Source organism: Blastomonas ursincola (genome assembly GCF_013607875.1).
Taxonomy (GTDB): domain Bacteria; phylum Pseudomonadota; class Alphaproteobacteria; order Sphingomonadales; family Sphingomonadaceae; genus Blastomonas; species Blastomonas ursincola.
Map to the genome: position 1 here is coordinate 333,592 of NZ_VDES01000001.1, position 26,062 is coordinate 359,653.

Annotated in this window: 16 protein-coding genes; 8 read left to right on the forward strand and 8 right to left on the reverse strand. The window is 65.5% G+C overall.

Features of this window, described 5'->3' with window-relative positions:
- Nucleotides 1–59 precede the first annotated feature (59 nt).
- Nucleotides 60–782, reverse strand: coding sequence for an ABC transporter ATP-binding protein (locus tag FG486_RS01600; protein ID WP_181266193.1), 723 nt, complete (start codon nt 780–782; stop codon nt 60–62).
- A gap of 53 nt (nt 783–835) precedes the next feature.
- Between FG486_RS01600 and FG486_RS01605 the strand changes: the two genes are divergently transcribed.
- From FG486_RS01605 to FG486_RS01615, 3 genes are all read left to right on the forward strand, one after another.
- Nucleotides 836–1,516 carry an arylesterase gene (locus FG486_RS01605; protein WP_241695552.1) on the forward strand — a complete coding sequence of 227 codons (681 nt, stop codon included), beginning with the start codon at nt 836–838 and terminating at the stop codon, nt 1,514–1,516.
- Nucleotides 1,517–1,663: 147 nt separating this feature from the next.
- Nucleotides 1,664–4,336: a TonB-dependent receptor gene (locus FG486_RS01610; protein WP_181266194.1), complete on the forward strand. Its 2,673-nt coding sequence runs from the start codon at nt 1,664–1,666 to the stop codon at nt 4,334–4,336.
- Nucleotides 4,337–4,349: 13 nt separating this feature from the next.
- Nucleotides 4,350–5,396 carry a tyrosine-protein phosphatase gene (locus FG486_RS01615; protein WP_181266195.1) on the forward strand — a complete coding sequence of 349 codons (1,047 nt, stop codon included), beginning with the start codon at nt 4,350–4,352 and terminating at the stop codon, nt 5,394–5,396.
- Nucleotides 5,397–5,516: 120 nt separating this feature from the next.
- Here FG486_RS01615 and FG486_RS01620 read toward each other — a convergent pair whose 3' ends face one another.
- The 7 genes from FG486_RS01620 to FG486_RS01650 form a co-directional block, all read right to left on the reverse strand.
- Nucleotides 5,517–6,356, reverse strand: coding sequence for a universal stress protein (locus FG486_RS01620; protein WP_066274868.1), 840 nt, complete (start codon nt 6,354–6,356; stop codon nt 5,517–5,519).
- 62 nt (nt 6,357–6,418) lie between these two features.
- A complete protein-coding gene (kynU, locus tag FG486_RS01625; protein WP_181266196.1) occupies nt 6,419–7,654 on the reverse strand; it encodes a kynureninase in 1,236 nt (411 codons plus the stop codon).
- A 2-nt stretch (nt 7,655–7,656) separates the two neighbouring features.
- Nucleotides 7,657–8,565 (reverse strand): alpha/beta hydrolase family protein, encoded by a 909-nt coding sequence (locus FG486_RS01630; RefSeq protein WP_338401568.1) that lies wholly within the window; start codon nt 8,563–8,565, stop codon nt 7,657–7,659.
- A 237-nt stretch (nt 8,566–8,802) separates the two neighbouring features.
- A complete protein-coding gene (locus FG486_RS01635) occupies nt 8,803–12,999 on the reverse strand; it encodes a translocation/assembly module TamB domain-containing protein (protein WP_181266197.1) in 4,197 nt (1,398 codons plus the stop codon).
- Nucleotides 12,999–15,233 carry an autotransporter assembly complex protein TamA gene (locus FG486_RS01640; RefSeq protein WP_241695553.1) on the reverse strand — a complete coding sequence of 745 codons (2,235 nt, stop codon included), beginning with the start codon at nt 15,231–15,233 and terminating at the stop codon, nt 12,999–13,001. The genes FG486_RS01635 and FG486_RS01640 overlap by 1 nt, the downstream gene beginning before the upstream one ends.
- A 102-nt stretch (nt 15,234–15,335) precedes the next feature.
- A complete protein-coding gene (locus tag FG486_RS01645; RefSeq protein WP_060977669.1) occupies nt 15,336–16,091 on the reverse strand; it encodes an arginyltransferase in 756 nt (251 codons plus the stop codon).
- 372 nt (nt 16,092–16,463) lie between these two features.
- Nucleotides 16,464–17,690: a threonine ammonia-lyase gene (locus FG486_RS01650; RefSeq protein WP_181266199.1), complete on the reverse strand. Its 1,227-nt coding sequence runs from the start codon at nt 17,688–17,690 to the stop codon at nt 16,464–16,466.
- A 59-nt stretch (nt 17,691–17,749) separates the two neighbouring features.
- Between FG486_RS01650 and FG486_RS01655 the strand changes: the two genes are divergently transcribed.
- The 5 genes from FG486_RS01655 to FG486_RS01675 all read left to right on the forward strand — a co-directional run bounded on the left by FG486_RS01655 (nt 17,750) and on the right by FG486_RS01675 (nt 26,026).
- Nucleotides 17,750–18,634: an NAD(P)-dependent oxidoreductase gene (locus FG486_RS01655; RefSeq protein ID WP_181266200.1), complete on the forward strand. Its 885-nt coding sequence runs from the start codon at nt 17,750–17,752 to the stop codon at nt 18,632–18,634.
- The gene (locus FG486_RS01660; protein WP_241695554.1) at nt 18,631–20,304 is read left to right on the forward strand and encodes an amidohydrolase; all 1,674 of its coding nucleotides are present in this window, start codon (nt 18,631–18,633) and stop codon (nt 20,302–20,304) included. The genes FG486_RS01655 and FG486_RS01660 overlap by 4 nt, the downstream gene beginning before the upstream one ends.
- Nucleotides 20,305–20,545: 241 nt before the next feature.
- Complete coding sequence (locus tag FG486_RS01665) at nt 20,546–20,767, forward strand: hypothetical protein (protein ID WP_060977665.1); 222 nt, start codon at nt 20,546–20,548, stop codon at nt 20,765–20,767.
- A 466-nt stretch (nt 20,768–21,233) separates the two neighbouring features.
- A complete protein-coding gene (locus FG486_RS01670; protein ID WP_181266201.1) occupies nt 21,234–25,232 on the forward strand; it encodes a tetratricopeptide repeat protein in 3,999 nt (1,332 codons plus the stop codon).
- A 32-nt stretch (nt 25,233–25,264) separates the two neighbouring features.
- The gene (locus FG486_RS01675; protein ID WP_181266202.1) at nt 25,265–26,026 is read left to right on the forward strand and encodes a 16S rRNA (uracil(1498)-N(3))-methyltransferase; all 762 of its coding nucleotides are present in this window, start codon (nt 25,265–25,267) and stop codon (nt 26,024–26,026) included.
- Nucleotides 26,027–26,062: the final 36 nt, after the last annotated feature.

A 26,062-nucleotide genomic window follows, 5' to 3' on the forward strand; every position in this document is an offset into this window, starting at 1 on the left:
CGGGCAATAGCAGGATTCCCGCTTTCGCGGGAATGACGGTAGTGGTTCAAAGCGGAGGATCACGCCGCACCCCCTGCCCGATCCGCGACAATCAGCCCGTCACGCATCTCGATCACGCGGTCGCAATGCGTCGCGAGAGAGGGATCGTGCGTGATAATGAGCAGCGTCGCCCCGCTCGCGCGCTGGCGGCTGAACAGCAGGTCGATGATCGCCTCGCCGGTAGCGCCGTCGAGATTGCCCGTCGGCTCATCGGCAAAGATGATTTCCGGCCCCGGCGCCATGGCGCGCGCGATGGCGACGCGCTGCTGTTCGCCGCCCGAAAGCTGGCTGGGATAGTGCGTGACGCGGTGACCGAGCCCGACCGCCTCGAGCTCGCGCTCCGCGGTGCCGAACGGATCGGCAATCCCGGCGAGTTCGAGCGGCACCGCGACATTTTCGAGCGCGGTCATCGTCGGCAGCAGGTGGAAGGCCTGGAGCACGATGCCGATGCGCCCGCGCCGCGCGCGGGCCAGCCCGTCCTCGTCCATCGGCCCGAAATCGAGCCCGGCGACGCGCACGTCGCCGCTGCTCGCGCGCTCGAGGCCGGAGAGGATCGCCATCAGCGACGATTTGCCCGATCCCGACGGCCCGAGCAGCGCCACCGACTGGCCCAGCGGAATTTCCAGATCGATGCCCTTCAAAATCTGCGTCTGATGGCCAGCCTCGCCGAGCGAGAGGGTGACATTGCGGGCGGCGATAGCAATATGGGGGGCAATTTGCGGCCGCGTGAGCGTATCGTGCATGAAATGAAAGGGCTTTCGCTTTGGGACGGAACAGCATTCTATATGGGGCGGCTTTGTTGCTTGTCCATTGCACCGCGGCCTGCACGCAGCCGTCGGACGAAACGACCAAGCCGCCGGTCGAAAAGGGCCAGGAAACTGGAGCCGAAAAGCCCGGTCGCAATCCGCTGAATGCCGACACCCGGCTGGTCATGGCCTTCGGCGACAGCCTCTATGCCGGCTATAATGTCAAGCAGGACGAAAGCTTCCCGGCGCAGCTCGAAAAGGCTCTCTCCGCCAAGGGTCTGAACGTCCAGGTGCACAATGCCGGGGTGTCGGGCGATACTACGGCAGCGGGCCTGCAGCGCCTCGCCTTCGCGCTCGACGGCCTGCCGCGCAAGCCCGATCTCGTCATCCTGGGCTTGGGCGGCAACGACATGCTGCGTGGGATCAGCCCGGAGCAGACCCAGAGCAATCTGAAAGCGATGCTCGACGAGCTCAAGAAGCGCGATATCCCGGTTGTGCTCACCGGCATGATCGCCGCGCCCAATCTGGGCCAGGATTATGCGAGCAAGTTCAACCCGATCTATCCCGCGCTGGCGAAGCAATATGGTGCGGGATTATATCCGTTTTTCCTCGATGGCGTGATCACCGACAAGGCGTTGATGCTGCCCGATGGCATTCACCCCAATCCGAAGGGAATTGCCAAGGTGGTCAACGGGATAGACGATATGGTTGCGAGCAGGTTGCAGAGCTGAGCCCGTCTTGGCGACAAAGACGTGACACCTCAGTTACGATAGCAAGTCATATCGTAAACCAAGTTCGACCATTTCGTCATCAAGACGCCATGGCGGCGTCATCGCGCGTCCCTAGCTGCGCCCCCGAACACCAACGGGGGTTGCGCCATGATTCTGAAAACATCTGCCACCGCGCTGCTGCGCACATCGATCTCACTCATGGCCTTTGCCGTGGCAGCCACTGGCATGCCCGCCATGGCGCAGGAAACCACCGAGGACGATAAGGACGGCAATGGCGAGATCATCGTCCAGGGCGCGATCATCACCGCGCAGGGCGAATCGATCGCGCAGAAGCGCAATGCCGACAATCTGATCGACATCTCGGCCGCGGATTCGGTCGGCCGCTTCCCCGACCAGAACAGCGCCGCCGCGCTCTCGCGCCTGCCCGCCGTCGCGGTGCAGCGCGACCAGGGCCAGGAACGCTATATCCAGGTGCGCGGCGCGCCCAATCGCTGGACCTCGGTCAGCATCGACGGCGTGCCGATGATCGGCGCGGACGAAGGTGGTCTCACGCGCGCCTATCGCTTCGACGCGGTGCCTGCGGTGATCCTGAGCGCGCTGGCGATCAACAAGTCGCTCACCCCCAATATCCAGGCCGAAGCGATCGTTGCCAATATCGACCTGCGCACCTTTTCGCCGCTCGAGGGCAAGACCGGTTTCCACGTCCAGGGCGATATCGGATATGGCTTCATGGAGCTCGGCGAAGGCGACCAGCGGCAAGGTTCGCTCCGCGTCTCGTACAGCGACGGCACGTTCGGCGTGGTCGCGGGCGCATCGCACTATCGCCGCGAGCAGGTGACGGACAATCGCGAGGTCGGCCTGTATGACGAGCCCAGCGGCCCCACCGATACCCAGTTCGGCCCGACCGAAATCGATATCCGCCAGTATCGCCTGGTGCGCGAGAATAACGGCCTGTTCGCCGCGTTCGAATATTCGCCGCAGGAAGGCCAGAAACTCTACGCCAGGACCATCTATACCGAGTTCAAGGACGACGAGCAGCGCGACCAGTACGAGATCCGGCTCGACCGCGCACTGTCGGGCACGCGCAACCTTTCGGGCGGCGATCTGGTCCGCGTGCCGATCCGCGGCTCGTTCAACCTCGGCAACTATCGCACCCGCAACTTCATCAACACCATCGGCGGCGATTACGAGGAGAATGGCTGGAAGGTGAATTTCGCGGCGAACTATACCCGCACCGAAAACACCACCTATCTGCCCTTGGTCCAGGCGAGCACCGCCACCGCGACCTCGCCGTCGGTCACTTATGATTTCAGCCGCCCGAACCTGCCGATCGTTCAGCTTTTCCAGACCGTGCCCGGGGCAACGGCGGGCAGCTTCGTGCGCGGCCCGGCGCTGGCGAATTTCGACCAGACCACGCTGATCAACGCCAACACTTCGCCGGCACTCGTTATCCCGATCGTGCAGGACGTGTTTACCGACAGCTATACGGTGAAGCTCGATGTCGCCAAGGAGCTGGGCGATGTGACGCTCACCGGCGGCCTGCTCTATGCCGATCGCGACATTGGCGGCTTCATCTTCGCGACCTCGAACGCGGTGCTGCTTTCGCCCCAGGCGCTGGCAGGCACGGGGCTCAGCTTCAACCCCGCCAGCTATATCACCAACAAACCCTGGGACACCGGCTTTCCGCTTGGGCTCACGTTCAACTATGTAGACAACACGCGGATGCGCGCCGATCTCGACAATATCTTCGCGACTCTTCAGCGCCAGGGCCGATTCAACCCCGCCAACAACGTTCCTGCGGAAAACCGCTTTCAGCTGAACGAGAAGACGCTGACCGCCTATGGCATGGCCAAATGGGTGTTTGAAGGCGGCCAGGTCATTGCCGGTGCGCGCGTCGAACATTTCCGGTTGCAGAACCAGGGTCAGGCGCGGCTCGCCAACGGCACGCTGGTGCCGCTCTCGGCGCCGCAAGATTATACCGATATCTTCCCCAGCGTGAACGCGCGCTTCGATGTCACCGACAATCTCGTCTTCCGTATCGCGGGCCAGCGCGGGATCGCCCGCCCCAGCTTCGGCGAAATCCGCGTGGGCTCTGCGATCAACGACACCAACAGCCCGGGCACGATCAGCGGCGGCAACCCGACGCTGCGCCCCGAATACACGTGGGGCGTCGATGCGAGCCTCGAATATTACATCCCGGGCCAGGGCATCATTGCGGTTTCGGGCTTCCATCGCTGGGTCGACAACGTGCTGTTCTCGAACACGCAGATCGTCGGATCGGATACGTTCAACAGCAATGGCGTCGATCGCTCGCGCTATCTGCTGACCTCCAGCTTCAACGGCAATTCGGGCGAGCTCTATGGCGTCGAGTTCAACTATCAGCAGCAGTTCACCTTCCTGCCCTCGCCGCTCGACGGCTTCGGCTTCCAGGGCAACCTGACGCTGATCGAAGGCAGTTTCGATACCGATCAGCGGCGCAATATCGGCTTCCCCGGAACCTCGGACACCATCGTCAACGCCTCGCTCTATTACGAGAAATACGGGCTTTCGGTGCGTGCCAGCTATCAGTGGCGCAGCGACTATCTGGAAACGCTGTCGATCGGCACCGGCGGCACCGTGACCGGCGACGAGTTCCGCGGCGGCTACACGAACGTCGATGTCGCGATCCGCTACGACATCACCCCCAACATCAGCCTGTTTGCCGATCTCAACAACTTGACCGACGCCAAATATACGGCCTTCCTTGGCAACAAGGGCCGCCCGACCGAGGTGGAACAGATCGGCAGGCGTTACCTTGCCGGCATCCGCTTCGGCTTCTGACAGGAGAGACTGTATGCGCCTCAAGACCGCTTTCGCCCTCGCGCTGTTCGCCAGCGCCGCGCCTGCCCTCGCCATCGATAGCGTGACAGTCAGCCGCATCGATGCCGACACGGTCAAGGTGAGCTGGAAGGACAGCGATCCGGTCGACATCATCGTCACCGACACGCCGGTCGCCGCTGGCGCTGCCGTTCCGCTGGTCAAGGCCAGTCGCAAGGGCGAGGCGGTCGTCGCGATGCCCGCATCCAAGCGCCAGTTCCTGGTGCTGCGCGATGGTGGCGATGCCTCGCTCACGCTGACCGCCGAGCGCGAGCTGCCGCTGGCCAGGGGATCGAACTTCCGCGATCTGGGCGGCTACAAGGCTGCGGGCGGCAAGACCGTGCGCTGGGGCAAGATCTTCCGCTCGGGCGCGCTGCCGCTGCTCACCGATCAGGACTATGCGCTGCTCGGCGGGCTGAATATCGGCACCATCGTCGACCTGCGCTCGCTCGAGGAACGCGAAGTTGCCGCGACCCAGCTCGACGACCGAACCGGCGCGCTGTTTGTCTCCAACGATTATTCGCTGAAACCCCTAATGGCGAACATGGGCAGCATGAAGGGCGAATATGTCTATACCGGCATGGAAAAGCTGCTCGCCCCGCAATATCGCTCCTTGTTCAAGCGGCTGCTCGCCGATGACGGCGCGGTGATGTACCACTGTTCCGCCGGGCAGGACCGCACCGGCATCGCCTCGGCGCTGATCCTGAGCGCGCTCGGCGTCGACCGCGAGACGATCCTGGCGGACTATCACCTCTCCACCCAGCTGCGCCGCCCGCAGAACGAGATGCCGCCGCTCGATCCGGCCGATTATCCGACCAACCCGATCGTGCAATATTATGCCGCCGCCGCGAAAAAGCCGGGCGGGGTCAAGGCCGAGCCGCTCTACTCCGCCTCGGGCAAGTCGCACCTGGCGCAGTTCTTCGAGGTGCTCGACCGCGATTATGGCGGCGTCGAGGGCTATCTGGCGACGATCGGCGTCACGAAAGTCGATATCGCGCGGCTGCAGGGGCTCTATCTGGAGTAACGCACCGGCATTCCACCCTCCGTCACCCCCGCGAAGGCGGGGGTCCCGCTTAGACCGCCAAGCGCCCGAAAAAGCCGGATTCCCGCGTTCGCGGGAATGACGGGAGATCAGCCAGACCGATCACCTGAACAGCAGCACCGATGTCTGCCCCGCGCGGATCATCTGTGTCGTCGTGCTGCCGACCAGCATGTTGCGCAACGGGCTGTGGCCGTATGCCCCCATGACCAGAAGATCGATGCCCCGCTCGCGGATGACCTGCGGCAGCACCGCATCGGGATTGCCCTCGCGCTGCACCGCCTTGACGCCCGCGCGTCCGGTGAACTGGGTCTGCGCCCAGTCGATATGCGCGGCGTTGCTGTCGGTATAGCCACCGACCAGCACGATATCGATATCGAGCCCCCCGAACAGCATCGACGTCGAGGCATATTCGAGCGCCTTCCGGCTCGAGGGTCCGCCATCGAACGCGATGGCGATGCGCTGCGGCGCCTTGAACACGCGGGTGGCGACCAGCACCGGCTTGCGGCTCTGGCGGATGACGCGCTCGACCTTGCTGCCCAGATGTCCCTTGGCGAAATCCGCTTGCGCGCCGCGCTTGCCGATGATGGTCATGTCGCTGAAGGCCTCGCGCTCGGCTATCGTCTCGACAATCCCGCCTTCGCGCAAGCTGAGCTCGACATCGGTGACCCCGCCCGCGCGCAACTGGTCCACGGCGGCCTCCAGCAGCAAATGCCCCTGGCGCTCGGCGAGCCGCCCCTCCGCCGCCTTCAGCGCCATTACCTCGTCGAGCAGACCCGGCTTCGTCGCCAGCCCTGCCCCATCGAGCTCGGCGCGCGCATCATTGCGCTGGATGACGTGGAGCAATTCCACCGACGCGCCCAGCCGCTGCGCCGCCCAGGCGGCGTGCTCGCACACGGTCTGCGAATAATGCGAAACGTCGAGGCAGGCCAGAAGCCGCTGCATGTCTCTCTCCTGTCTGTTTCCGGCCGTTACCGGTCAACGTGCTGGCGCGCGCCAGGATGCGATCAGGTCACGCGGGTCGGCGCACTATATTCGCTGCGCTGCCAGCGCCCCTCACCCATGATGGTGGCAAGCCGATCCACGGCATGCCAGATATCGGCAAAGCCGAGATAGAGCGGCGTCAGGCCCAGCCGCAGCACATCCGGCGCGCGAAAATCGCCGATCACGCCCGCATCGATCAGCGCGCGGTTGATCGGCCAGGCGTTGGGGTGCGCAAAGCTCGCATGGCTTCCGCGCAGATCGGCACGCGCCGGGGTGATCGGCTGAAGTTCGGGGCAGCGCGTCGCCATCAGCTGACCCAGAAAATCGAACAGCGCCTGCGATTTGGTCCACAGCGCGTCGCGATCCGCCTCGAGCATGAGGTCGACCCCCGCTTCCAGCGCCAGCAGCGAAAGCATCGGCGGCGTACCCGCGAGGAAACGCTCGATCCCCGGCGCGGGGGCATAATCGTCGGTCATCGCGAACGGCGCGGCATGGCCCATCCAGCCCTGGATGGGCGAGCCGAGAAACTCGAGCGCCTCGGCCGCGACATACAGGAAAGCGGGCGCGCCGGGACCCCCATTGAGATATTTATAGCCGCACCCCACGGCAAAGCGCGCAGCATCGGCCGCAAGGTTCAGCGGCACCGCCCCGGTGCTGTGCGACAGGTCCCAGATCAGCGGGACTCCATGCGCATCGGCAAGGGCCTGGATCGCGGCCATGTCGAAGCGCTCGCCGGTCTTGTAATGCACATGCGTCAGCACGATCAGCGCGACATCCGGCCCGATCCGATCGGCGATCGCCTCGCGCGAGCAGGCATCGAGCACCAAGCTATGCTGCGCAGCAATTCCCGCAGCAACATGCAGATCGGTCGGGAAGTTTCCGCTCTCGGTGAGGATCGTCCGGCCCTGCCCGGGCCGCGCCGCGAGGATCGCCCCCATCAGCTTGTAGAGGTTCACCGTCACCGAATCGCAGGCGATCACCTCGCCCGGCGCCGCGCCAATCAGCGCCGCGATCTTGTCGCCGATCCTGCGCGGCGCGCCGATCCAGTCGGCATCGTTCCAGCTGCGGATCAGCCCCTCTCCCCATTGCCGATCTACCGCATCGTGCATCAGCGCGCGCGTTGCCACCGGCAGCGCGCCGAGCGAATTGCCGTCGAGATAGATCACGCCTTCAGGCAGCGTGAAGCGATCGCGCCAACCGGCCAAGGGATCGGCGGCGTCGCGGGCTTCGGCCTCGGCGAGCGAAGGGAAATCGGTCATGGTCAGCGCCCCAGCAATTGCTTGATCCGTGCCTTTTGCGCAGCCCAGCTGCGGCTGGTCGGCGCGATCAGCTCGACATGGCCCTCGGGCCCGTGAACGTGGTTTTCGACCCCGATGCCGCGCTTCTTCATGTCTGCGGCATAGGTCTCGGCATAGTCAGGCGGTGCGATCCGGTCCTTGTCGGTGTGGAACTGGATTTGCTGCGCCTTGCTCACTGGCATTTCGGGCGGCGAGGTCAGCGCGAACCTGTCGCCTGCCATCTTCGTCGGCGCATCGGTGCCGCAGGCATGGCCGGTGCGCTGCATCGCGGCGCGCAGATCGGCAATGCCCGCCTGGCTGATCGCGGTATCGATCCGCAGCGGGGCGGCCCCACGAAGCGGCTCGCCCTCGGGCAGCGCCTGGCGGGCGGCCAGCCACAAGGCGAGATGCCCACCCGCCGAATGGCCAATGGCGATGGTGTGCGCGAGGTCGAGGTTGAGCGCCTTGGCCTGCGCGCCCAGCAGGTCCGCCGCCGCGCCGACATCCAGATATGTGCCGGGATAGCCGCCGCCGCGATCGACACCGCGATATTCGATGTTCCACACGGCAATGCCATGCTTGCGCAGATCGTCGGCGATATAGTTCATGATGTCGCGCGTCGCGATCTCGGTCTGCCAGCAGCCGCCATGGATCATCACCACGACCGGATGCGGCCCCTTCCCCTCGGGCAGCCACAGATCGACCAGCTGCAGCGGGTCCTTGCCATAGGCGATGGTGCGGTCCGGCGCGGGCCGAGGCTGATCGAGCAGCTCGGGCCATTGCATGATCGGCGTGTCGGCGCTCAGCATGGCCGACACCTGCGAGCCGACGGCCAGCGACAGGCCGAGCGCGGCCAGACCGAGCGCCGCTCCGCTCCATTTGATCGTCCGCACAATGTGGTTCCTCCCCGATTGATTCCGTCCACAACCACCTCCGCTCAGCCTGAGCTTGTCGAAGGCCCCGCGTAACCCCTTCGCAAAAAGTCCCTTTCAGGCCAAGACTGGACACGGTCCGTGCCTTCTGGATTGCAGCGTTGTCTGGTGCAAGATGCAGCTTGGGGCCGCAATCAAAGCGCGTAGCCTTCGACAGGCTCAGACTGAGCGGCGGTGTCCAGGGATAATTCGCAACCCTCAATAATCCTTCGAAATCCGCACGTTCGCGCTCTGCCTGCCGATGGTCGAGATCGACGAGAGCAGCGACAGCCAGCGCGTGATCTGGAACTCGACCTGCGTCGCGGAATAGCCGCGTCCGTCGGTGACGATCTCTACATACGTGTTGCGCGTGATGTACTTGCCGGCTGCGATGCTGGTGCCCTGACCCAGCGTCTGGTTGCCCTCGACGATCCGCAGCCGGTCGAGCCCTATCGCCCCGCGCAGCGCGTTGATCGGGTCGAGCCCGCCGCCACCGCGCAGCGAAGCGAGCGCTGCTGCCAGCTGCACCGCTTCAGGCGCGGAAATATCGGTGATCGACGACCCGAACAGAAGCCGTGCGAGCAGCTCGTCCTCGGGCAGCGCAGGCGTGCTGGTGAAGCTGATCTCGGGCGCAAGGCCCGTGCCGCGCACATTGATCGTTGCGTTGAGGTCGGTCAGGTTTGCCGACGCCGCGATATCCAGCGCCGGGTTTGGCGGCGATTCCCCGCGAAAGTTGATGCGCCCTCGGACCAGCTCGAAATCGCGGCCGGCAAATTCATATTCGCCGCGGATTAGGTCCGCCTGACCGGTGATGCGCGGCGCATCGACCGTGCCGGTGAGCGTCACATTCGCGCCCCACTCGCTGTTGATGCCAAGGCCCGTTACGGTGAACTGGTTGGGTGCGCGTGCCTTCACATCATAGCGCCAGACCGCCGGTCGCACGCGGCGGGGCGCCTCGTCGGCGCGGCGGTTGATCTCGCGCACGTTGATGACCGGAAGCGCTTCGGCCGCATTGAACTGGCCGAGCCGGAAACGTCCGCGATTGAGTACGACATCGCCGCCCAGCGTACCGGATGTGCCATCGGACGAGATGGTCAGCGGCCCCGTGACCGTCGCGCCGAAATCGTCGCGGTTGACCAGCTGCGCGTTCTTCGCCGTCGCCCGAATCTCGACCGCGACACCGCGCGAGGGCGACGCGAACAGGCCGCCATAATCGACATAGCCCGATCCGCTGACCGTGCCGTTCGATCCCGCCTTGCCGCTGAAGCTGGTCAGCGTCAGCCGCGATCCGTTGAACTGGCCGCGCGAGGCGATGTCGCTGATGACCGTGCCCGACAGCGTGCTTTCCAGGCGCGCGGTGCGAGTTGCCAGCACACCGTTGATGCTGGGGTCCATCAGGCTGCCCGAAAGGTTCGCCGCGACACCGACCTGGCCCGTGACGTCGAACGCCTCGATACCGAGCAGCCGCCAAAGCGAGTCCGCAGGGCCGTTGAAGCGCAATTGCCCGGCGAGCGTCCCGCGCCGTAGCCGCCCGAGCAGGTCGAAACCCTGCGGCAGGTTGCCGATCCGCGCCTGTGCGCGCCCGACAGTCTTGTCCTGTTCGGCGATTACCGCGCGCACGGCCAGTGCGTCGACCGTCAGCGCGAGGTTCGCCGCGATATCGACCGGGCGCGAGCTGGCGATCAAGCCGGTCCGGGTGAGATTGTCGAACTTCAGGCTTGCCTTGCCCGTCGGCACACCGCCTTCGGCCTGACGATAGCTGAGCGTGCCCGAGGCATTGCCGCCGAAGCCGAGTTCTCGCACCGCGACATCGAACAGCGCCAGCGGGACTGTGTTGAACTGCGCGCTCATATCGGTCAGCCCGCCGCCGAAGCGGCCCTGCAGGCCCAGCCGCCCGCGTCCGACGCGCAGCACCGCCGGGGCCAGTCGCCAGCCGCCATCGTCCAGCTTGCTGAGCCGCGCTGGCCGCACCAGTCGCAACCGGCGGTTGCCATAGCTGCCATTGCCCGCCAGCGTGATCGTGTCGCTGGCAATCTGCGCGCTGGTCTGCAGGTCGAAATTGCTGCCGCGCCGCCCGGCGAGCGAGGCAGTCACGCGTCCCTCGCCGTTGACGAGATTGGCATTGGCCGCGAGCCTTCCGATGAACAGCGGTCCGCGACCGATGCCCTGCGCACGCACGCTGCCGACAATGGTATTGCGTCCCTCGGCGATCAGCGCGTCGATTTCCGCCGCGCCGCGGTTGATCGTGATCGGCACCTCGCCGTCGAAGCGCGCATTGGCGAGGTCGAGCGTGGCCTTTACGCCCTGCCCCCCGCTGCGCGGATCCAGCGTGACATCGCCGGTAATGCCCCCGCCACGGACATTGAGCGCACCTTCAAGCCCGGCCTTGGTAGCGTAGATATTGCCCGCGAACAGCGCCTGCGACACCGTGAACCGCTCGATCTCAATCAGCGTTCGCCCGGCTTCGCGCGCAAAGATGCGCGTCGCGCCTTCGAGCGGCCCCAGCGTCGACTGGCCGGTCACGTCGACCGAAAACCCATCGGGAACGGTGCCGAGCGCGAGCCGAAGGTCCCGCACGCCGAGCGCAGGCAGCGGATCGTCGAGCATGAGCACCGCGCGTGTGTCGCCCCGGATCGAATCCGCGCTCACATCGAGCGGACCGTAATCGCGGTGACGGCCGCTGGCGCGCAGGACGATGCGGCCATCCGGTTCGACCCGTCCGCCGCCGATCAGCGCCAGCTTCTGCGCCGCCAGGCTCGCATCGCGTAACACGAAGGGCTGGCCTGCGCCGTAGCTGAACTTGCTGGCAAAGCGCGGCGACGGCCCGATCAACGTCACCACCGTCTCGTTGACCACGCGGCGCAGCAGCACGCGCACATCGCCGAGCACATCCCAGGCTGCACCGCCACCGAAAGCGACGCGCACATTGGCATCGATATCGGCATCGCCGACATTCTCGACCCCGAAGGCGGGGAGCCGCGCATCGACGACTGCAAGATAGCGCCCACGCTGGCTGCTGCCCGAAAGCTGTACCAGCGCGACCAGGCTCTTGCTGGCGAGACGGATCGGATCGCTGCTGAGCACGCCGTCGCGCAGACGGACGATGCCCTGGCCGGTCAGTCCATTGGCCAGCCGATCGCCATAAGCATTGCCGGTGACGACGCGTGTCGCGCTGAGCTTGACCGGCATGGTGAAGTTCCTGCCCTGCCGGGTCACTGTGCCCTGCGCGAGCAGCACATCCGCGCTCATCCCGGCGAGCGCCACGCGATCCGCCGACAGACGATAAGGCGCCTCGAGATCGCCGAAGGGGCCGTTCAGGGTCACCGTCGCGCGCAGGTTCCGCGCCTCCAATCCATCGGCGAGCAGCCCGGGACGCGACAGTGCGGCAAGAAGCTCGACATTGTCGAACCGGTTTTCGCCGAGATCGATCGCGCCCTTCGCATTGGCCGTGCCCGCCTGCCCCGCGAGCGCGATCATGCCCGAGAGCACCCGCGCATCGAGCGTGCCGCGCGCGACGACACCGACCGCAGGACCAAGCGCGCGCGCGAAGCTGCTGCCGATCAGCGGTTCGGGCCGGACAAAGCCCCGGATCCGCACCTCGCCTTCGCGCTGGTTGATATCGAGCGCGCTGAGTTCGCGGTTGCCCAGCCTGGCAAGCAGCCTGCCCTGCCAGAAATCCCAGTCGCCCTGCCCCTTGATCGAGGCGGCCATGTCCTGCTTCAGCCCGGCCAGTGCCGCAATGGCGCCGTTGGCGGGCGCACTGACATCACCGTCGATCTGCAGCCGGTTCTGATCGGGCATCGCGTCGATCTTTACCGCCAGCCGATCGGTGCCGTCGGCGAGCGACGCGCGCGCATCGACCAGCACCCGGCCCGACCGGATATCGACCCGCCCCGCCAGATTGGCGACGCGGCGCGGCCCGGCAATCCCATCGCGGATCACCAGACCGTCCGCGCGCAGCCGGTCGATGCGGATGTCGAAGGCCGGGAGCAGAGGATCGTCGGGATCGCCCGGATTGAGCTCAGGCAGGCTGCGCAACTCGCCGCGCCGGATAGCGAGATCGCGGATATCCAGCCGATCGCTCAGGAACCTGAAGGGTCGCCAGTCGAGATCGACCGTCGATGCGGTGAAGAAAACCCGTTTCGTGTCGCGCAGTTCGACCCCGCGCAGCACGGCCTTGCCATAGATCGACCCGTCGATCCGCGCCACGCGGAGCGACAGGCCGGACTTGAGCTGATAGCCGACAATCTGCTCTGCCACGAAACGGCGCCCCGGCCCGCTATCCAGCCCGAACAGCAATGCGGCGACAAGCCCAGCGAGAACGACCAAGCCGATCATCAGACCGCGTAGCCAGCGCACCAGGCTGGCCTGCGGCGGCGCCTGCTCAACCGGGGTTGGAATGGGCTCGTCCGCCATCAGAAGGCTTGTCCGAGCGAGATATACACCCCGATCCGACTATCGCCCGGCTGGGGGTTGAGCGGGGTCCCGATATCGAGCCGCAGCGGACCGAAGCTGCTGTAATAGCGTACACCGATGCCCGCACCATAGCGGATGCCGCTGAAATCGGGGGTGCTGCCGGCATAGACATTGCCCGCGTCGAAGAATGGCACCACCCCGAAATCGCCGAAGCGCACGCGCGCCTCGATCGACACTTCGGCCAGGCCGTTGCCGCCGATAGGGTCGTTGTTGCCATCACGCGGCCCGATGGCCTGGAAGCCATAGCCGCGCACCGATCCGCCGCCACCCGCATAAAAGCGCCGCGATGGTGCGATGTCGAAACGGTTGGCGCCGACGATGCTGCCCAACCGCACGCGCCCTGCCATCACGATCCTGTCCGATACCGGCTGGTAATAGCTGCCGTCGATCTGTATCCGAACATAGCCCTTGCTGCCCGATTGCAGCGAATATTCGGGTGACAGCCGTCCGCCCAACCGGAATCCCCGGGTCGGATCGAGCAGGCTGTCCGTACCGTCATAGGTCAGCGCGGTGGGAAGCGCGGCGATGAAGAAGGTGCGCCTTGCGCCTCCTACGATCCGCGCACGGCTGTCGCGCTCGTCGGACAGAACCAGTTCCGCCCCCAGCGACCAGGTCCATTTCTTCTGGAAGATGAGATTGGTCTGCCGCTCGATCGAGGCGGCCACCAGGAAGGTCCGCGCCTCGAACGCATCGCGGTCGATATTACTGGCCAGCACCTGCGCCGTCAGCACGCGGTCGCGCTTCAGGAAATTGTTGCGGCGATAGACCAAGTTGATCAGCTGTTCCTGCGTTCCTCCGACCGCACGCGCGCGCACCAGGCCCTCGGGGGGGAAGAAGTTGCGATGTTCCCAGCTGACTTCGGCGCGATAGCCTTCGCCCGTGCCATAGCCGACCTCGCCTGCGATGGTGCGCAAGGGGGCGGCGACGGTTTCGACCTGGACGTCCACCGTGCCCGGGTCGTTGCCCACCGGATCGGTCGCGGCGACCGGGGTGAGCGTCGCGGTCGAAACCAGACCTGTCGCCAGGATCGCCCGGCGCAGATCGTCCATCTCCGACGCCTGGAAGATATCGCCGCGATCGAACCGGGCGATCCGCTCGAGATGCCGGGATCCGAACAGGCCGTCATCCTTGGCGATGACGCCGCCGAACCGGTACTGGCCGCCGGGTGTCACCGGCACGGTCAGCGCCCCGCTGCGCGCCTCGTGATCGACCAGCAGATCGGGCTCGCCCGTCTGCGCAAAAGGGAAGCCGGTTTCGAGCAGCCGGGTCAGCACCGCCAGCCGACCGGCTACGATCCGGTCGGCATTGGCAGCGTCGCCGACCTTCATGCCGAAGGCCGCACGCGCAGCAGGCACATCGACGCCCACGGCATCGAGCCCGGCTAGGTCGATCGCGCTCAACCGATAGATCGGCCCGGGATTGACATCGAACGTCAGTTGCACGCGGTCCTGATCCGGAATCCTGGCGACCGAATTGCGCACCTCGCCATCATAGAAGCCATAGACGCGCAGCATCGTGTCGATCAGATCATTGTCGTCGCGGGCACGCCGATTGACCTGCGCGAGATTGGCATCGTCATCCGAAAGCCGCTCAAGGGTCGACAGCGCCTGGAAGCGGTTGCGGAACGCATCCTGGTCCAGCTCGGCCAGATCTTCGGTCGGCAGGAAGTTGACGGTGACGCGATAGCGCACGTCGCCATCGTCGATTTCGCGCAGCGCCTGGCGTTCGGCCCGACGCGCCTCGCGTTCGGCCTGCCGTTCGGCGCGGCGGGCGGCGCGATCGCCCTCGGCATCCTCGGCCAGCGCGCCGTCGTCCGTCTCCGCCGGGGGTGCTGCAGTCGCCAGACCGTCGCGGACATCATCGGCATCGGTCGCGACAACGTCGCCGGTCGAACTGTCCGAAGCGTCGGCGGCCTGAGTCTCGGCAGGAAGCACGTCTTCTGCCGCAAATTCGCCGGGCCAGACCGGAATATCCCCGCCTTCTGGCCATTCGACTTCCATTCCCGGCAGTTGATCGAGCGGGGCGAGCGGGTCGATGTTCAGCGGGTCCTCGACCTGCGGGTCTTCGGGCTGCAGGACGGTGCCGGAGGGAGCGGATGAAGCGGATGGAACCTGCGAGGCTTCGGTCTGCTGCGCCCACGCGACATGGTGCCATGCACAGCCAGCGACCAGCATGACCAGTGTTCCCGCCCTCGCAAGACGCCCGCGATCACCCTGCCTCATCGACTCGATATGCTTTCAGCGCGGGCAGGTTCCCGCCCGAAATCGAAATAGTCGTTATGCGCCCGCACCGTCGCGTTCAAGGTCGAAAGCGTGCCAGCCATCGGGGCCAAGCAGTTCCAGCGGCTGATATTTGATCTTGTACTGCATCCGCGGCGAAGATTTTACCCAATAGCCGAGATACACATAGGGCAGCCGGGCGCGCGCCGCGCGCTGGATATGGTCCATGATGATGTAATTGCCCAGGCCCCGCCGGGTGGGGTGATCGGGCTCGTAGAAGCTGTAGATCATCGACAGGCCATCGCCCTGCTGATCGGTCAGGCAGGCGCCGACCAGCTTGCCCGCGCTACCGTCCGGGTTGGGCTCGCGATATTCGATGACATAGCTGCGCACCGGGGTGTGCTCGACCATGTCGGCATAATCCATGTCGTCCATGTCGGACATGCCGCCGCCGGGATGCCGCGTCTTGAGGTAGCGGCGCAGCAGATCGTACTGTTCCTGCGTCGACCAGGGCTTGCAGGCGGAGACGATGAGATCACGGTTGCGCTTGAGCAGTTTGCGCTGGTTGGCCGAGGGCACGAACTGGTCAGCCACCACGCGCACCGACACGCAGGCGCGGCAATCGAGGCAGCTAGGGCGATAGGCAACGTTCTGGCTGCGACGGAACCCGATGCGGCTCAATGCGTCGTTGAGTTCGTCAGCATGCGGCCCGCTCAGTTCGGTGAACACCTTGCGCTCGCTCTTGCCCGGCAGATACGGGCACGGGCCAGGGTTGGTCACGAAGAAACGGGGAAAACGTGCCGGTGCGCTCACGTGGCAGACGGTCCTTGTGCAAATGGCTTGGTAATGCGGATCAGGCTCGGCAAACGATATGCCCGCCAAGCGCCCCGCAAGCCAAGCCGGTTAACCAACTTTCTTGGTTAAGCCGCGCCAAGTCGAGTCAAATCGGCGGTCAAGCGTGGGGGGACTGTGGATAAGGGACGATTCATGCTGAATCGGAATTGGTCCGGCTAGCTCCGTGCGCCAGTTTCTGCCGAACCGGTGGCAGGCCCCATCCGCGACTTCCTCGCTTCCAAACCGTCACCCCCCGCGAAGGCGAGGGTCCCGCTTTTGCGGCAAGCTCTGAACATAGCGGGATTCCCGCTTTCGCGGGAATGACGAACAGGATCGCGCGATCGGTCAGTATCAGGCCACCTCGACCAGCCCAACGTCGTACCCGCTAGCCTTGAGCGAGGCGACCAGCGCATCGAGCTGACTGCGGTCGCGCGCTTCGCACTCGATATCGGTGATCAGGCCCTTGGCGGGGAGGTTGGTGAAAACACGCTGGTGATAGATTTCAATGATGTTGACCTGGTGCGCATCGAACTGGCGCATCACCTTGAACAGCGCGCCGGGTCGATCCTGTAGCGCAATGCGCAGCCGCGCCAGACGGCCCGAGCGCGCCAGATCGCGCAGCAGCACATTGGCGAGCAGCCGCGTATCGATATTGCCGCCACACAGCACCACGCCAACGGTTTGGCCGCGGAACCGATCGGGTTCGGCCAGAAGCGCGGCGAGACCTGCAGCCCCAGCCCCTTCGGCCACCGTCTTCTCGATCTGCAGCAACAGGCTGACAGCGGTTTCGAGCTGAGGCTCGCTGACCAGCACGATGTCATCGGCAAGTGCACGCACGATCTCGCGGGTGAAATCGCCGGGCTGCTTGACGGCGATGCCCTCGGCCAGCGTATCGCCCTCGCACGGATATTGGGTGCCCTTCACCGTATTGTACATGCTGGGATAGAGCTGTGCCTGCACGCCGGTCAGCCTGATCCCGGGCTTGAGCGCGCGCGCGGCTGTGCCCATGCCCGAGAACAGCCCGCCCCCGCCGATCGGAATCACGAAATGATCGATCTCGGGCGCATCCTCGAGCATCTCGAGCGCGACCGTCCCCTGGCCCGCGGCGATCACCGGATCGTCGAACGGGTGCACGAAGGTCAGTCCTTCGCTCTTCTCCAGCTCGCGCGCATGCGCATAGGCATCGTCATATTTCTCGCCGAACAGGATCACGCGGCCGCCATTGGCCTCGGTCTGCTGCACCTTGATGGTCGGCGTCGGCTTGGGCATCACGATGGTGACGGGAACGCCGAGGCGCGTGCCGTGCCAGGCCAGGCCCTGCGCATGGTTGCCGGCCGACGCGGCGATCACGCCCTTGGCCTTGGCCTCCTCGCTCATCTGGCTGAGGAAATTGAGCGCGCCGCGCTCCTTGTAGGCAGCGGTGAACTGGAGGTTCTCGAACTTGAGATACACCGTCGCGCCGGTAATCGCCGACAGCGTCTTGCTGACAAGCGTGGGCGTACGGACGATCGAGCCTGCGATGCGGGCATGCGCGGCGCGGATATCATCCAGGGTGAGGCGTTCGGTAGGGCTGGTCATATCGGCTGCGGCCCCTAACCGATATGGCGCGGATTGAAAACATCCGTTAAGGCACCGCCATGGCAAATATAGCATTTATCGGTATCGGCGTGATGGGCGGGCCCATGGCGCGTCATCTGGGCAATGACGGGCACAGCCTGGCGCTCTACAATCGCACTCCAGCCAAGGTTCAGGCCTGGCTTCAGGCGCACCCGCATCTGGCGGAAAGGGCCCGCGTCGCAGCCACCCCGGCCGAGGCGGCGGAAGGCGTGGATGCGGTCATCACCTGTGTCGGCAATGACGATGACCTGGCGCAGGTCATCATGGGCCGCCAGGGCGCATTCACGACCTTGCCCAAGGGCGCGCTGTTCATCGACCACACCACCGTCTCGGCCACCATCGCGCGGCAGATTTCGGTCGAAGGCCGCGCCAAGAACATCCTGTGCGTCGATGCGCCCGTGACCGGTGGCCAGGCAGGCGCGGAAAACGGCACGCTCGCCATCATGTGCGGCGGCAAGAAGGACGCGGTCGATGCCGCGCGCCCGATCATCAAGAGCTATTCGAGCCGCATTGTCCATGTCGGCGGCCCCGGCGACGGGCAGACCACCAAGATGGTCAACCAGATCTGCATCGCGGGCGTGCTCGGCGGGCTCAGCGAGGCGATGCGCTTTGCCCAGGCGAGCCGGCTCGATCTCGACAAGGTGTTCCAGGCGATTTCCGGCGGCGCAGCGCAGAGTTGGCAGATGGACAATCGCTGGAAGACCATGGCCGAGGACAGTTTCGATTTCGGCTTCGCCATCGACTGGATGCGCAAGGACCTGGGCCTCGCGCTCGACGAGGCACGCAACAATGGCGCGTCGATCCCCGTCGCTGCGCTGCTCGACCAGTTTTTCGCCGAGGCGCAGCATCTGGGCGCGGGCCGCCAGGATACCAGCGCGCTGATCCGCAGGCTTCCCCGCAAATGAGCCGTCCGATGTTCGCGCGCACCGCCGCGCTCGCCGCCGCCCTGCTTGCCAGCGCCGCCTCGCCTGTCTGGGCTGATGGGCTGATCGACAATGTCAACGGCATGACGCTCGACGCCAAGGGCAAGGTCGTCAGTTTCACCGGTCTGGTCATCGACAATGACGGCAAGGTGAAGCAGCTGCTCGAACGCCGCGACAAGCGTCCCGAAAAGCTCGACTACAAGCTCGATGGCGATGGCCGCACGCTGATGCCCGGCATCATCGACGCGCATGGCCATGTCATGGGGCTGGGCTTCTCGCTGCTGACGCTCGACCTGTCGGGCACGAAATCGCTCGAAGAGGCGCTCGCCAAGATCAAGGCCTATGCCGACGAGAATCCCAGCCGCCCGTGGATCATCGGGCGCGGATGGAACCAGGAGAAATGGGGTCTGGGCCGCTTTCCCACCGCTGCCGATCTCGACGCAGTCGTGCCCGATCGCCCGGTCTGGCTCGAAAGGGTCGACGGCCATGCCGGCTGGGCGAACACCGCCGCGATGAAGGCTGCGGGCGTCAAGCCCGACGTCAAGGATCCCGCCGGCGGCAGGGTCGAGCGGATCGGCGGCAAGCCTGCGGGCGTGTTCGTCGATGCCGCCGAGGCGCTGGTCAGCAAGTCAGTGCCGCCACCGCGCGCGGTCGATCGCGATGCTGCGCTGATCGCGGCGCAGGACCATCTGCTCGCACTCGGCATTACCGGCATCGCCGATATGGGCACGACGATCGACGATTGGCAGGCCTATCGCCGCGCCGGGGACGAAGGCCGGTTGCGCGTTCGCATCATGTCCTATGCCGCCGGGATCGAGGCGATGGTCGCGATCGGCGGCCCCCGCCCGACCCCCTGGCTCTATGACGACCGGCTGCGGCTCAATGGCGTGAAGCTCTATCTCGATGGCGCGCTCGGCTCGCGCGGGGCGCTGCTCAAGGCCGATTATGCGGACATGCCGGGTCAGCGCGGGCTAGCATTCGTCAACGACACCCAGCTGCTCAACATGATGAGCCGTGCCGCGATGGACGATTTCCAGGTCGCTGCGCACGCCATCGGCGATGGTGCCAATGCGCAGGCGCTCTCGGCGATCGAGGAGCTGGCCAAGGATTACAAGGGCGACCGCCGCTGGCGCATCGAGCATGCGCAGATCATCGACCCCGTGGATATCCCGCGCTTCGCCAAGAACGGTATCATTGCCTCGATGCAGCCGGTGCACCAGATTTCGGATCGGCTGATGGCCGAAGCCCGGCTGGGCCCGGCGCGGCTGGCGGGCGCCTATGCCTGGAAGACACTGAGCCAGGCGGGCGTGCCCTTGGCCTTCGGCTCGGACACGCCAGTGGAATCGCCCGATCCCTTTGCCGGGCTGGCTGCCGCAATCACCCGCGAAGGCGCCGACGGCCAGCCTTTTGGGGGCTGGCAGCCCCAGGAGCGGCTTGGCAGGACCGAAGCGATCGACGCATTCACGCGCGGCGCAGCCTATGCCGGGTTCGCCGAAGACCGGTTCGGCACGCTGATGCCCGGCATGCGTGCGGATTTCATCCTGCTCGATGTCGATCCGCTGCTCAGCACGCCCGGTGAATTGCGCAGCGCGAAGGTCGTGGAAACCTGGGTTGGTGGCGTTCGTCGCTATCAACGCGATGACGACCGTTAGGTGTCAAATTTGCGATAGGTTAACCATGGCGAAACTATTCGTTGCCCGGTTGCAACAGCCTGCCACAAAAGCCTTTTTGCCCCGTATTTGGGCCGAAAACCGGCTTGCACGCATGGAACTTTCGGCTTAGTGGGGCATTGAGCGCCGGGAAGAGCTCGTAAAACACTCTTTTCGCAACGGGTTGCAATGTCTTGATTTCAATAGATTAAGACGCAATTTTGAATACGTGACGGAGGCTATAATGAAGAATCGTTTTGCTGTGGCAGCTCTTGCCGCACTCGCCGTCGCCGCAACGCCTGTGCTGGCTCAGACCAGCGTCGCACGCGTTTCGGCTGCTTCGGGTGACGAGAGCGAAGCCGAAGGCAGCACCGGCATCATCATCGGTGTCGTGGCTGCTGCTGCCGTGATCGGCGGTATCGTGATCGCTGCCGACCAGGACAGCGACACCCCGACCAGCCCCTGACTTCGATCAGGAGCCGTCGGGCCGCTCTGGTCCGATCAGTTCAGGAAAACGGGGTCTTCGGGCCCCGTTTTTTTGTGCCTGAAGCGCGCGTCATGCGCTGCCAGCGATAAGCTGCAGAACAACATAAAAGGCGCTTGACCAAGGTCTTGCCCCTCCCGCTCCGACGCTTACGAAAAAAATTCGCTTCACTGCATTTTTTCGGTGGAACCTAACAAGGGCCGGAGGGTTTTTGCTTCAGGACGGCAGACCAAGCCCCCCCTCCAATGCCGTCCTAAAAAACATGAGCCCGGGCGCGCGATCCTCCCCCCTTCTCATCGCGCCCGGGCTTATATTTTGCCCCTCGCACCAGCACCGAACACGAAGCCTTGCGTCGCTTCGCTAAAATGCGCAGAACAGGCGCATTCGGGTCGCACCGCAACATCTTGCTCGCGCGAACGCGCGCAGCCGGGTGCCGTGAGGGTTTCCGATGCGATCCCAACCGCCATTTCGCGCCAGATCGCTGAAGATCGGGTCCTGGATCCGGCTTGGCTGGGCCTTTGTTCCGGCGACGGCATTGCTCGCTGTTGCAGGCCCTGCGCAGAGCCAGTCCGCCAAGTCGGACATGGCAGCGAGCCAGGCTGCCAAGAGCGCGGCCGATGCGCCTGACACCGATCCGCTCATGGCCGAGATCGAACGCTTTCGCGCGATCGACGCCGAGGCCTTTGCAGCCAAGGATTATGCGCGTGCCGCCGAGGCCTCCGCCAGGGTTTTGGCGCTGGCCGAGCCGCTGGGCGATGACAGTTTCGTCCTGGCGCGCGCGCTGAACGACCATGCGCTAAACCTGATGTTCGCCGGCAAGCCAGTCGATGCCGAACCTATCATGCGCCGGGCGCTGACGCTTTACGCCGGGCAGCTCGGCGCCGACCATCCCGAAACGCTGAAGGCTGAGGCCAATCTGGGCGCGGTGCTGTTCAATGCAGGCCAGATCGAGCAGGCCGCCACCGCCTATCGTACAGCCCTTGACGGCTTCCGCGGCAAGCTGGGGATCGACGACCCGACGACCCGCGATGCGGCCGCCAATCTCGTCGACATGCTCTATCGCCTCGCGCGTCGCGACGAGGCCATTCCTGTCCAGGCCGAGCTGCTCGACAGCCTGAAACGCGATCCCGGCCCGGATCACCCCGATACCTTGCTGCAGCAAAAGGTGCTGGCCACTCTCCAGATCGAGATGGGCCGGTATGAGCCGGCGCGAGGCCTGTTGCGCGATGCCTTGCCGCGTGTCGAGACGGCCCTGGGCAAGACTCATCCGCTGGCGACCGAAATTCTGGCCATGCTCTCGGTCACCTACGAACGCGTCGGCGATTATGCAGGGGCGGAACCCCTGGCCCGCGAGGCGCTGTCGCGCGCGCGCGAAGCTGCAGGACAGGACAGCCCCTCGACATTTCTCGCCAATGTCGCCCTGGGCAATATCCGCATCGCGCTGGCGCGTTTCGCAGAGGCCGAAGCCGATCTGAAGCCTGCCTATCAGGCATCGCTGACCAACCCGGGGGAAGCGAGCGAACTCAGCCTGGCGCTCGCGCGTTCGCTGGCCACGGTCTATCTCAATACCGGACAGTTCCGCGAGGGCACCGCCATCATGGAACGCGCGACCGAAGTGGTGAAACGCCATTATCCGCCGACCAACAGCTTTGCCCATGTCATTCCGGGCACCCTGGTCTCGCTGCTGCTGGCATCCGGAAAGTACAGCGAGGCCGAACCGATCAGCGCGGCCTTGCTTGCCGACATCCGCAAGGTGCGCGGCGTCGACAATCGCGATGCGATCAACGTCGCTGCCAATCACGCGCTGCTCCTCACCAACATGGGCCGCTATGCCGAGGCCGAAGCGCTGACCGAGGAAATCTATCCCCATCAGCTCGCGCAACTGGGCCGCGATCATTCCGAGACGCTGTCCAACCGCAACAACCTGGCGCTGATCCAGATCTATCGCGGGCAGTATACCGAAGCGGAAGCGCTGCTGCTCGAGACCCAGGCGCTCGCGCTCGAACGCTATGGGCGCCAGCACCCGATCTGGCAGGGAACGGCCGTCAATCTCGCGCTGGTGCTGGTGCAGCAACGGCGTTACGCCGAGGCCGAAGCGGTCTATCAGGCAAGCCTCGATGCGCTGACCAAGGCTTTGGGGCCCGACCACGTCTCGGTGCTGCAGACCCGCGCCAACATCGCCGACATGAGGCTTCAGCGCGGCGATTTCGCCAGCGCTGCGGACATTCTGGCGTCGGTGCTGGAACGGGGCGCCGCGCAATCGGCGCAGCAGAGCCAGTTGCTCATCCTCGCCCGGACCAATCTGGGCATAGCGCAGCTGCTGCTTGATCGCCCGAAAGAAGCCGAAGCAAATCTGCGCCAGGTCGTGGACCTTCCGTTCGAAACCCTGCCCCGCGATCACCCGCTGCGCTTTGCCGCGCAGTCGCGGCTGGCGCTGGTCTATGCCCAGCGCGACGATTATGCGGCCGCAGATGCGATCTATACCGATCTGTCGCAAAGCCAGATCGCGGCCTTCGGCCTTTCCCATCCCAACAGCCTCGACACGCTTTCGATCCTGACCCGCGCCCGGATTGCCAACAGCGCTGCCGGCACCGATCGTCTGACCCCCGCCCGGATGCTGCTCCAGGGACTCGCCGAGCGCATCGGTGCCGCCGACAATGGCCTGGGCGGAGAAGCGCAGAGCAAGCGCGACCGCGCCAATCTGGCCGACTATTACAGCCGGGCGGTCGATGCGATGTGGCTCGCCCGCAGCCAGGACCTTGCGACGATCCGCGGCGAGGCCTTTGCCGCGCTGCAAGGCGCCATTGCGGGCGGCGCCAATGACGCCATCGCGCGCATGGCTGCGCGCGGCTTGGCCGATAGCATCGATCCCGCGCTGGGCGATCTGGTGCGCGAACGCGAGATGCTGGCCAGCGGCTGGACCGAGAATGCCCGTAATTATAACGAGGCGCTGGCCAGTACCGCACCGGGCGCGGCAGAATTGCGCACCAACCTGCTGGCAGGCCGCAAGTTCATGGTCGATCGCATCGCTGCGATCGATCAGACCCTTCGCCAGCAGTTTCCGCAATATTTCGCGCTGGTGCGGCCCGAGCCGCTGTCCGAAACCCAGGCCGAGCAGCTGCTGGGCACCGATGAGGCGGCGCTGCTCATCGTGCCCAGCGACAAGGGAACGCATATCTTTGCGGTCAGCGCGGCGGGCACGGTCTGGCACAAGGCGGATGCGGACAGCGACGAGATCGCTGCCAAGGTTCGCCGGCTGCTATGGGATGTCGGCGCGAACGTGAACGTCGATGCGGTCGAGGATGCGCAATGGTCGAACGAGGGTGACGGCGCCTATCCCTTCGATCGGGGCACCGCCTTTGCGCTCTATGAGGCGCTCATCGCCCCGGTGGCGGAGACGATCAGGGGCAAGCGCCACCTGTTCATTGCCGCAGGTGGTCCGCTCTCGTCGCTGCCCTTCGGCATGCTGGTCACCGAAAAGCCCGAAGGCGCGGACGGTGACCCCGCCAATCTGCGCGCAACCCGATGGTTTGCCGATGCGCATGCGCTGATCCAGATACCGTCGCTGCAATCGCTCAAGTTCCTGCGCGACAAGCGCGCGAGGGCCGCGATAAACGGAGCGGCCACGCGCCAGCCGTTCATGGGCTTTGGCGATCCGGCGCTCGACGGCCAGGCGGTACAGCGCGGCAGCGGGGGGCGGGGGGCGTTCGTCAAGGGCCAGGGCCGCGATCCCCGCCGGGCGCGGCCACAGGGTCTCGCCGCCGCGCAGGCGTTCCTGCCGGGCACCACGCGCTCGGGAGGCGGCATTGCCAATATCGCAGCACTCAAGTCGATGGCGCGGCTGCCGGGCACGGCGCAGGAACTGGCGGCTATGCGCACCGCATTGGGGGCAGAGCCCGCCAGCGTGATCACCGGACAGCAGGCGACTGAAACCAATGTCCGCAAGGCAAAGTTGTCCGACGCCCGCATCGTGGCGCTGGCGACGCATGGGCTGATGGCCGGCGAGATCCAGGGCGCGGCCGAACCCGGGCTGGTGTTCACCCCGCCCGATGCCGCCAGCGAAGTCGATGACGGGCTGCTGACGGCCTCCGAGGTCGCGGGGCTGAAGCTCGATGCCGATTGGGTTATCCTCTCGGCCTGCAACACGGCGGCGGGTGACGGATCGGAAGGCGCGCCCGGCCTGTCCGGATTGGCGCGCGCGTTCTTCTATGCGGGGGCGCGCAACCTGCTCGCCTCGCACTGGCCCGTGCGCGACGACGTAGCAGCGAAGATGACGGTGCGGACGATCGAGATCGCGCGCGACAACCCTGCCCTTTCCCGCGCGGAAGCCTTTGCCCAGGCGATGCGCGAGATCCGCAACGATGCCAGCCAGGATTCGGACAGCGACACGCTCGCGCATCCCAATGCCTGGGCGCCGTTCACGCTGATCGGTGACGGCACGCGCTAGACCTGCCCGGCCCCCGGCGCTAAGGCCGGGGGATGACCGCAACCCCCGCCTGGCCGCCGCGCTCTGCCCCGCGCCTGTTCGTGGATCAGCCGCTGAGCGAAGGCGGTGCGCTGCGCATCGAGGGCAATCAGGCGCATTATCTGCTCAACGTCATGCGCCTGCCCGAAGGCGCGGCGGTCAAGCTGTTCGATGATGTCAGCGGCGAATATCTCGGCCGGGTAAGCGCGCGCGGCAAGCGAGACCTGATGATCGACATCGAGGGGCAGACCCGGCCGCGTGAGGCAGCGCCCGATTTCTGGCTGTGCGCCGCGCCAATCAAGAAGCCGCGCTTCGACTTTCTCGCCGAAAAGGCCTGCGAGCTGGGTGTCGCGCGCTTCGTGCCGGTGCTGACCGAGCGCGCGGTGGTCGACAAGGTCAAGGACGACCGGCTGCGCGGCACGATGATCGAGGCGGCCGAACAATGCGAGCGTACCGCGCTGCCCGAGATCGCCCCCCTCACCCGGCTCGATGCGCTGCTCAAGGGTTGGCCCGAGGGACGGCACCTGTTCTTTGCCGACGAACGGCTGCACGATGGCAGCGGTGCATCGCTGGGTGCAGCGCTGGCCGCACACCGGGGGCCAGCGGCAGTGCTGATCGGCCCGGAGGGCGGCTTTACCGATGCCGAGAATGCGGCGATCCGCAACCATCCCGCCGCCGTGCCGGTGTCGCTCGGCCCGCGCATCCTGCGCGCCGAAACGGCGGCGATTACCGCCACCGCCGTCTGGATGGCGGCGAATGGCGATTGGGGCACTTGATTGCCTGCGCTTTGACACCATTACACATTTTAAAGC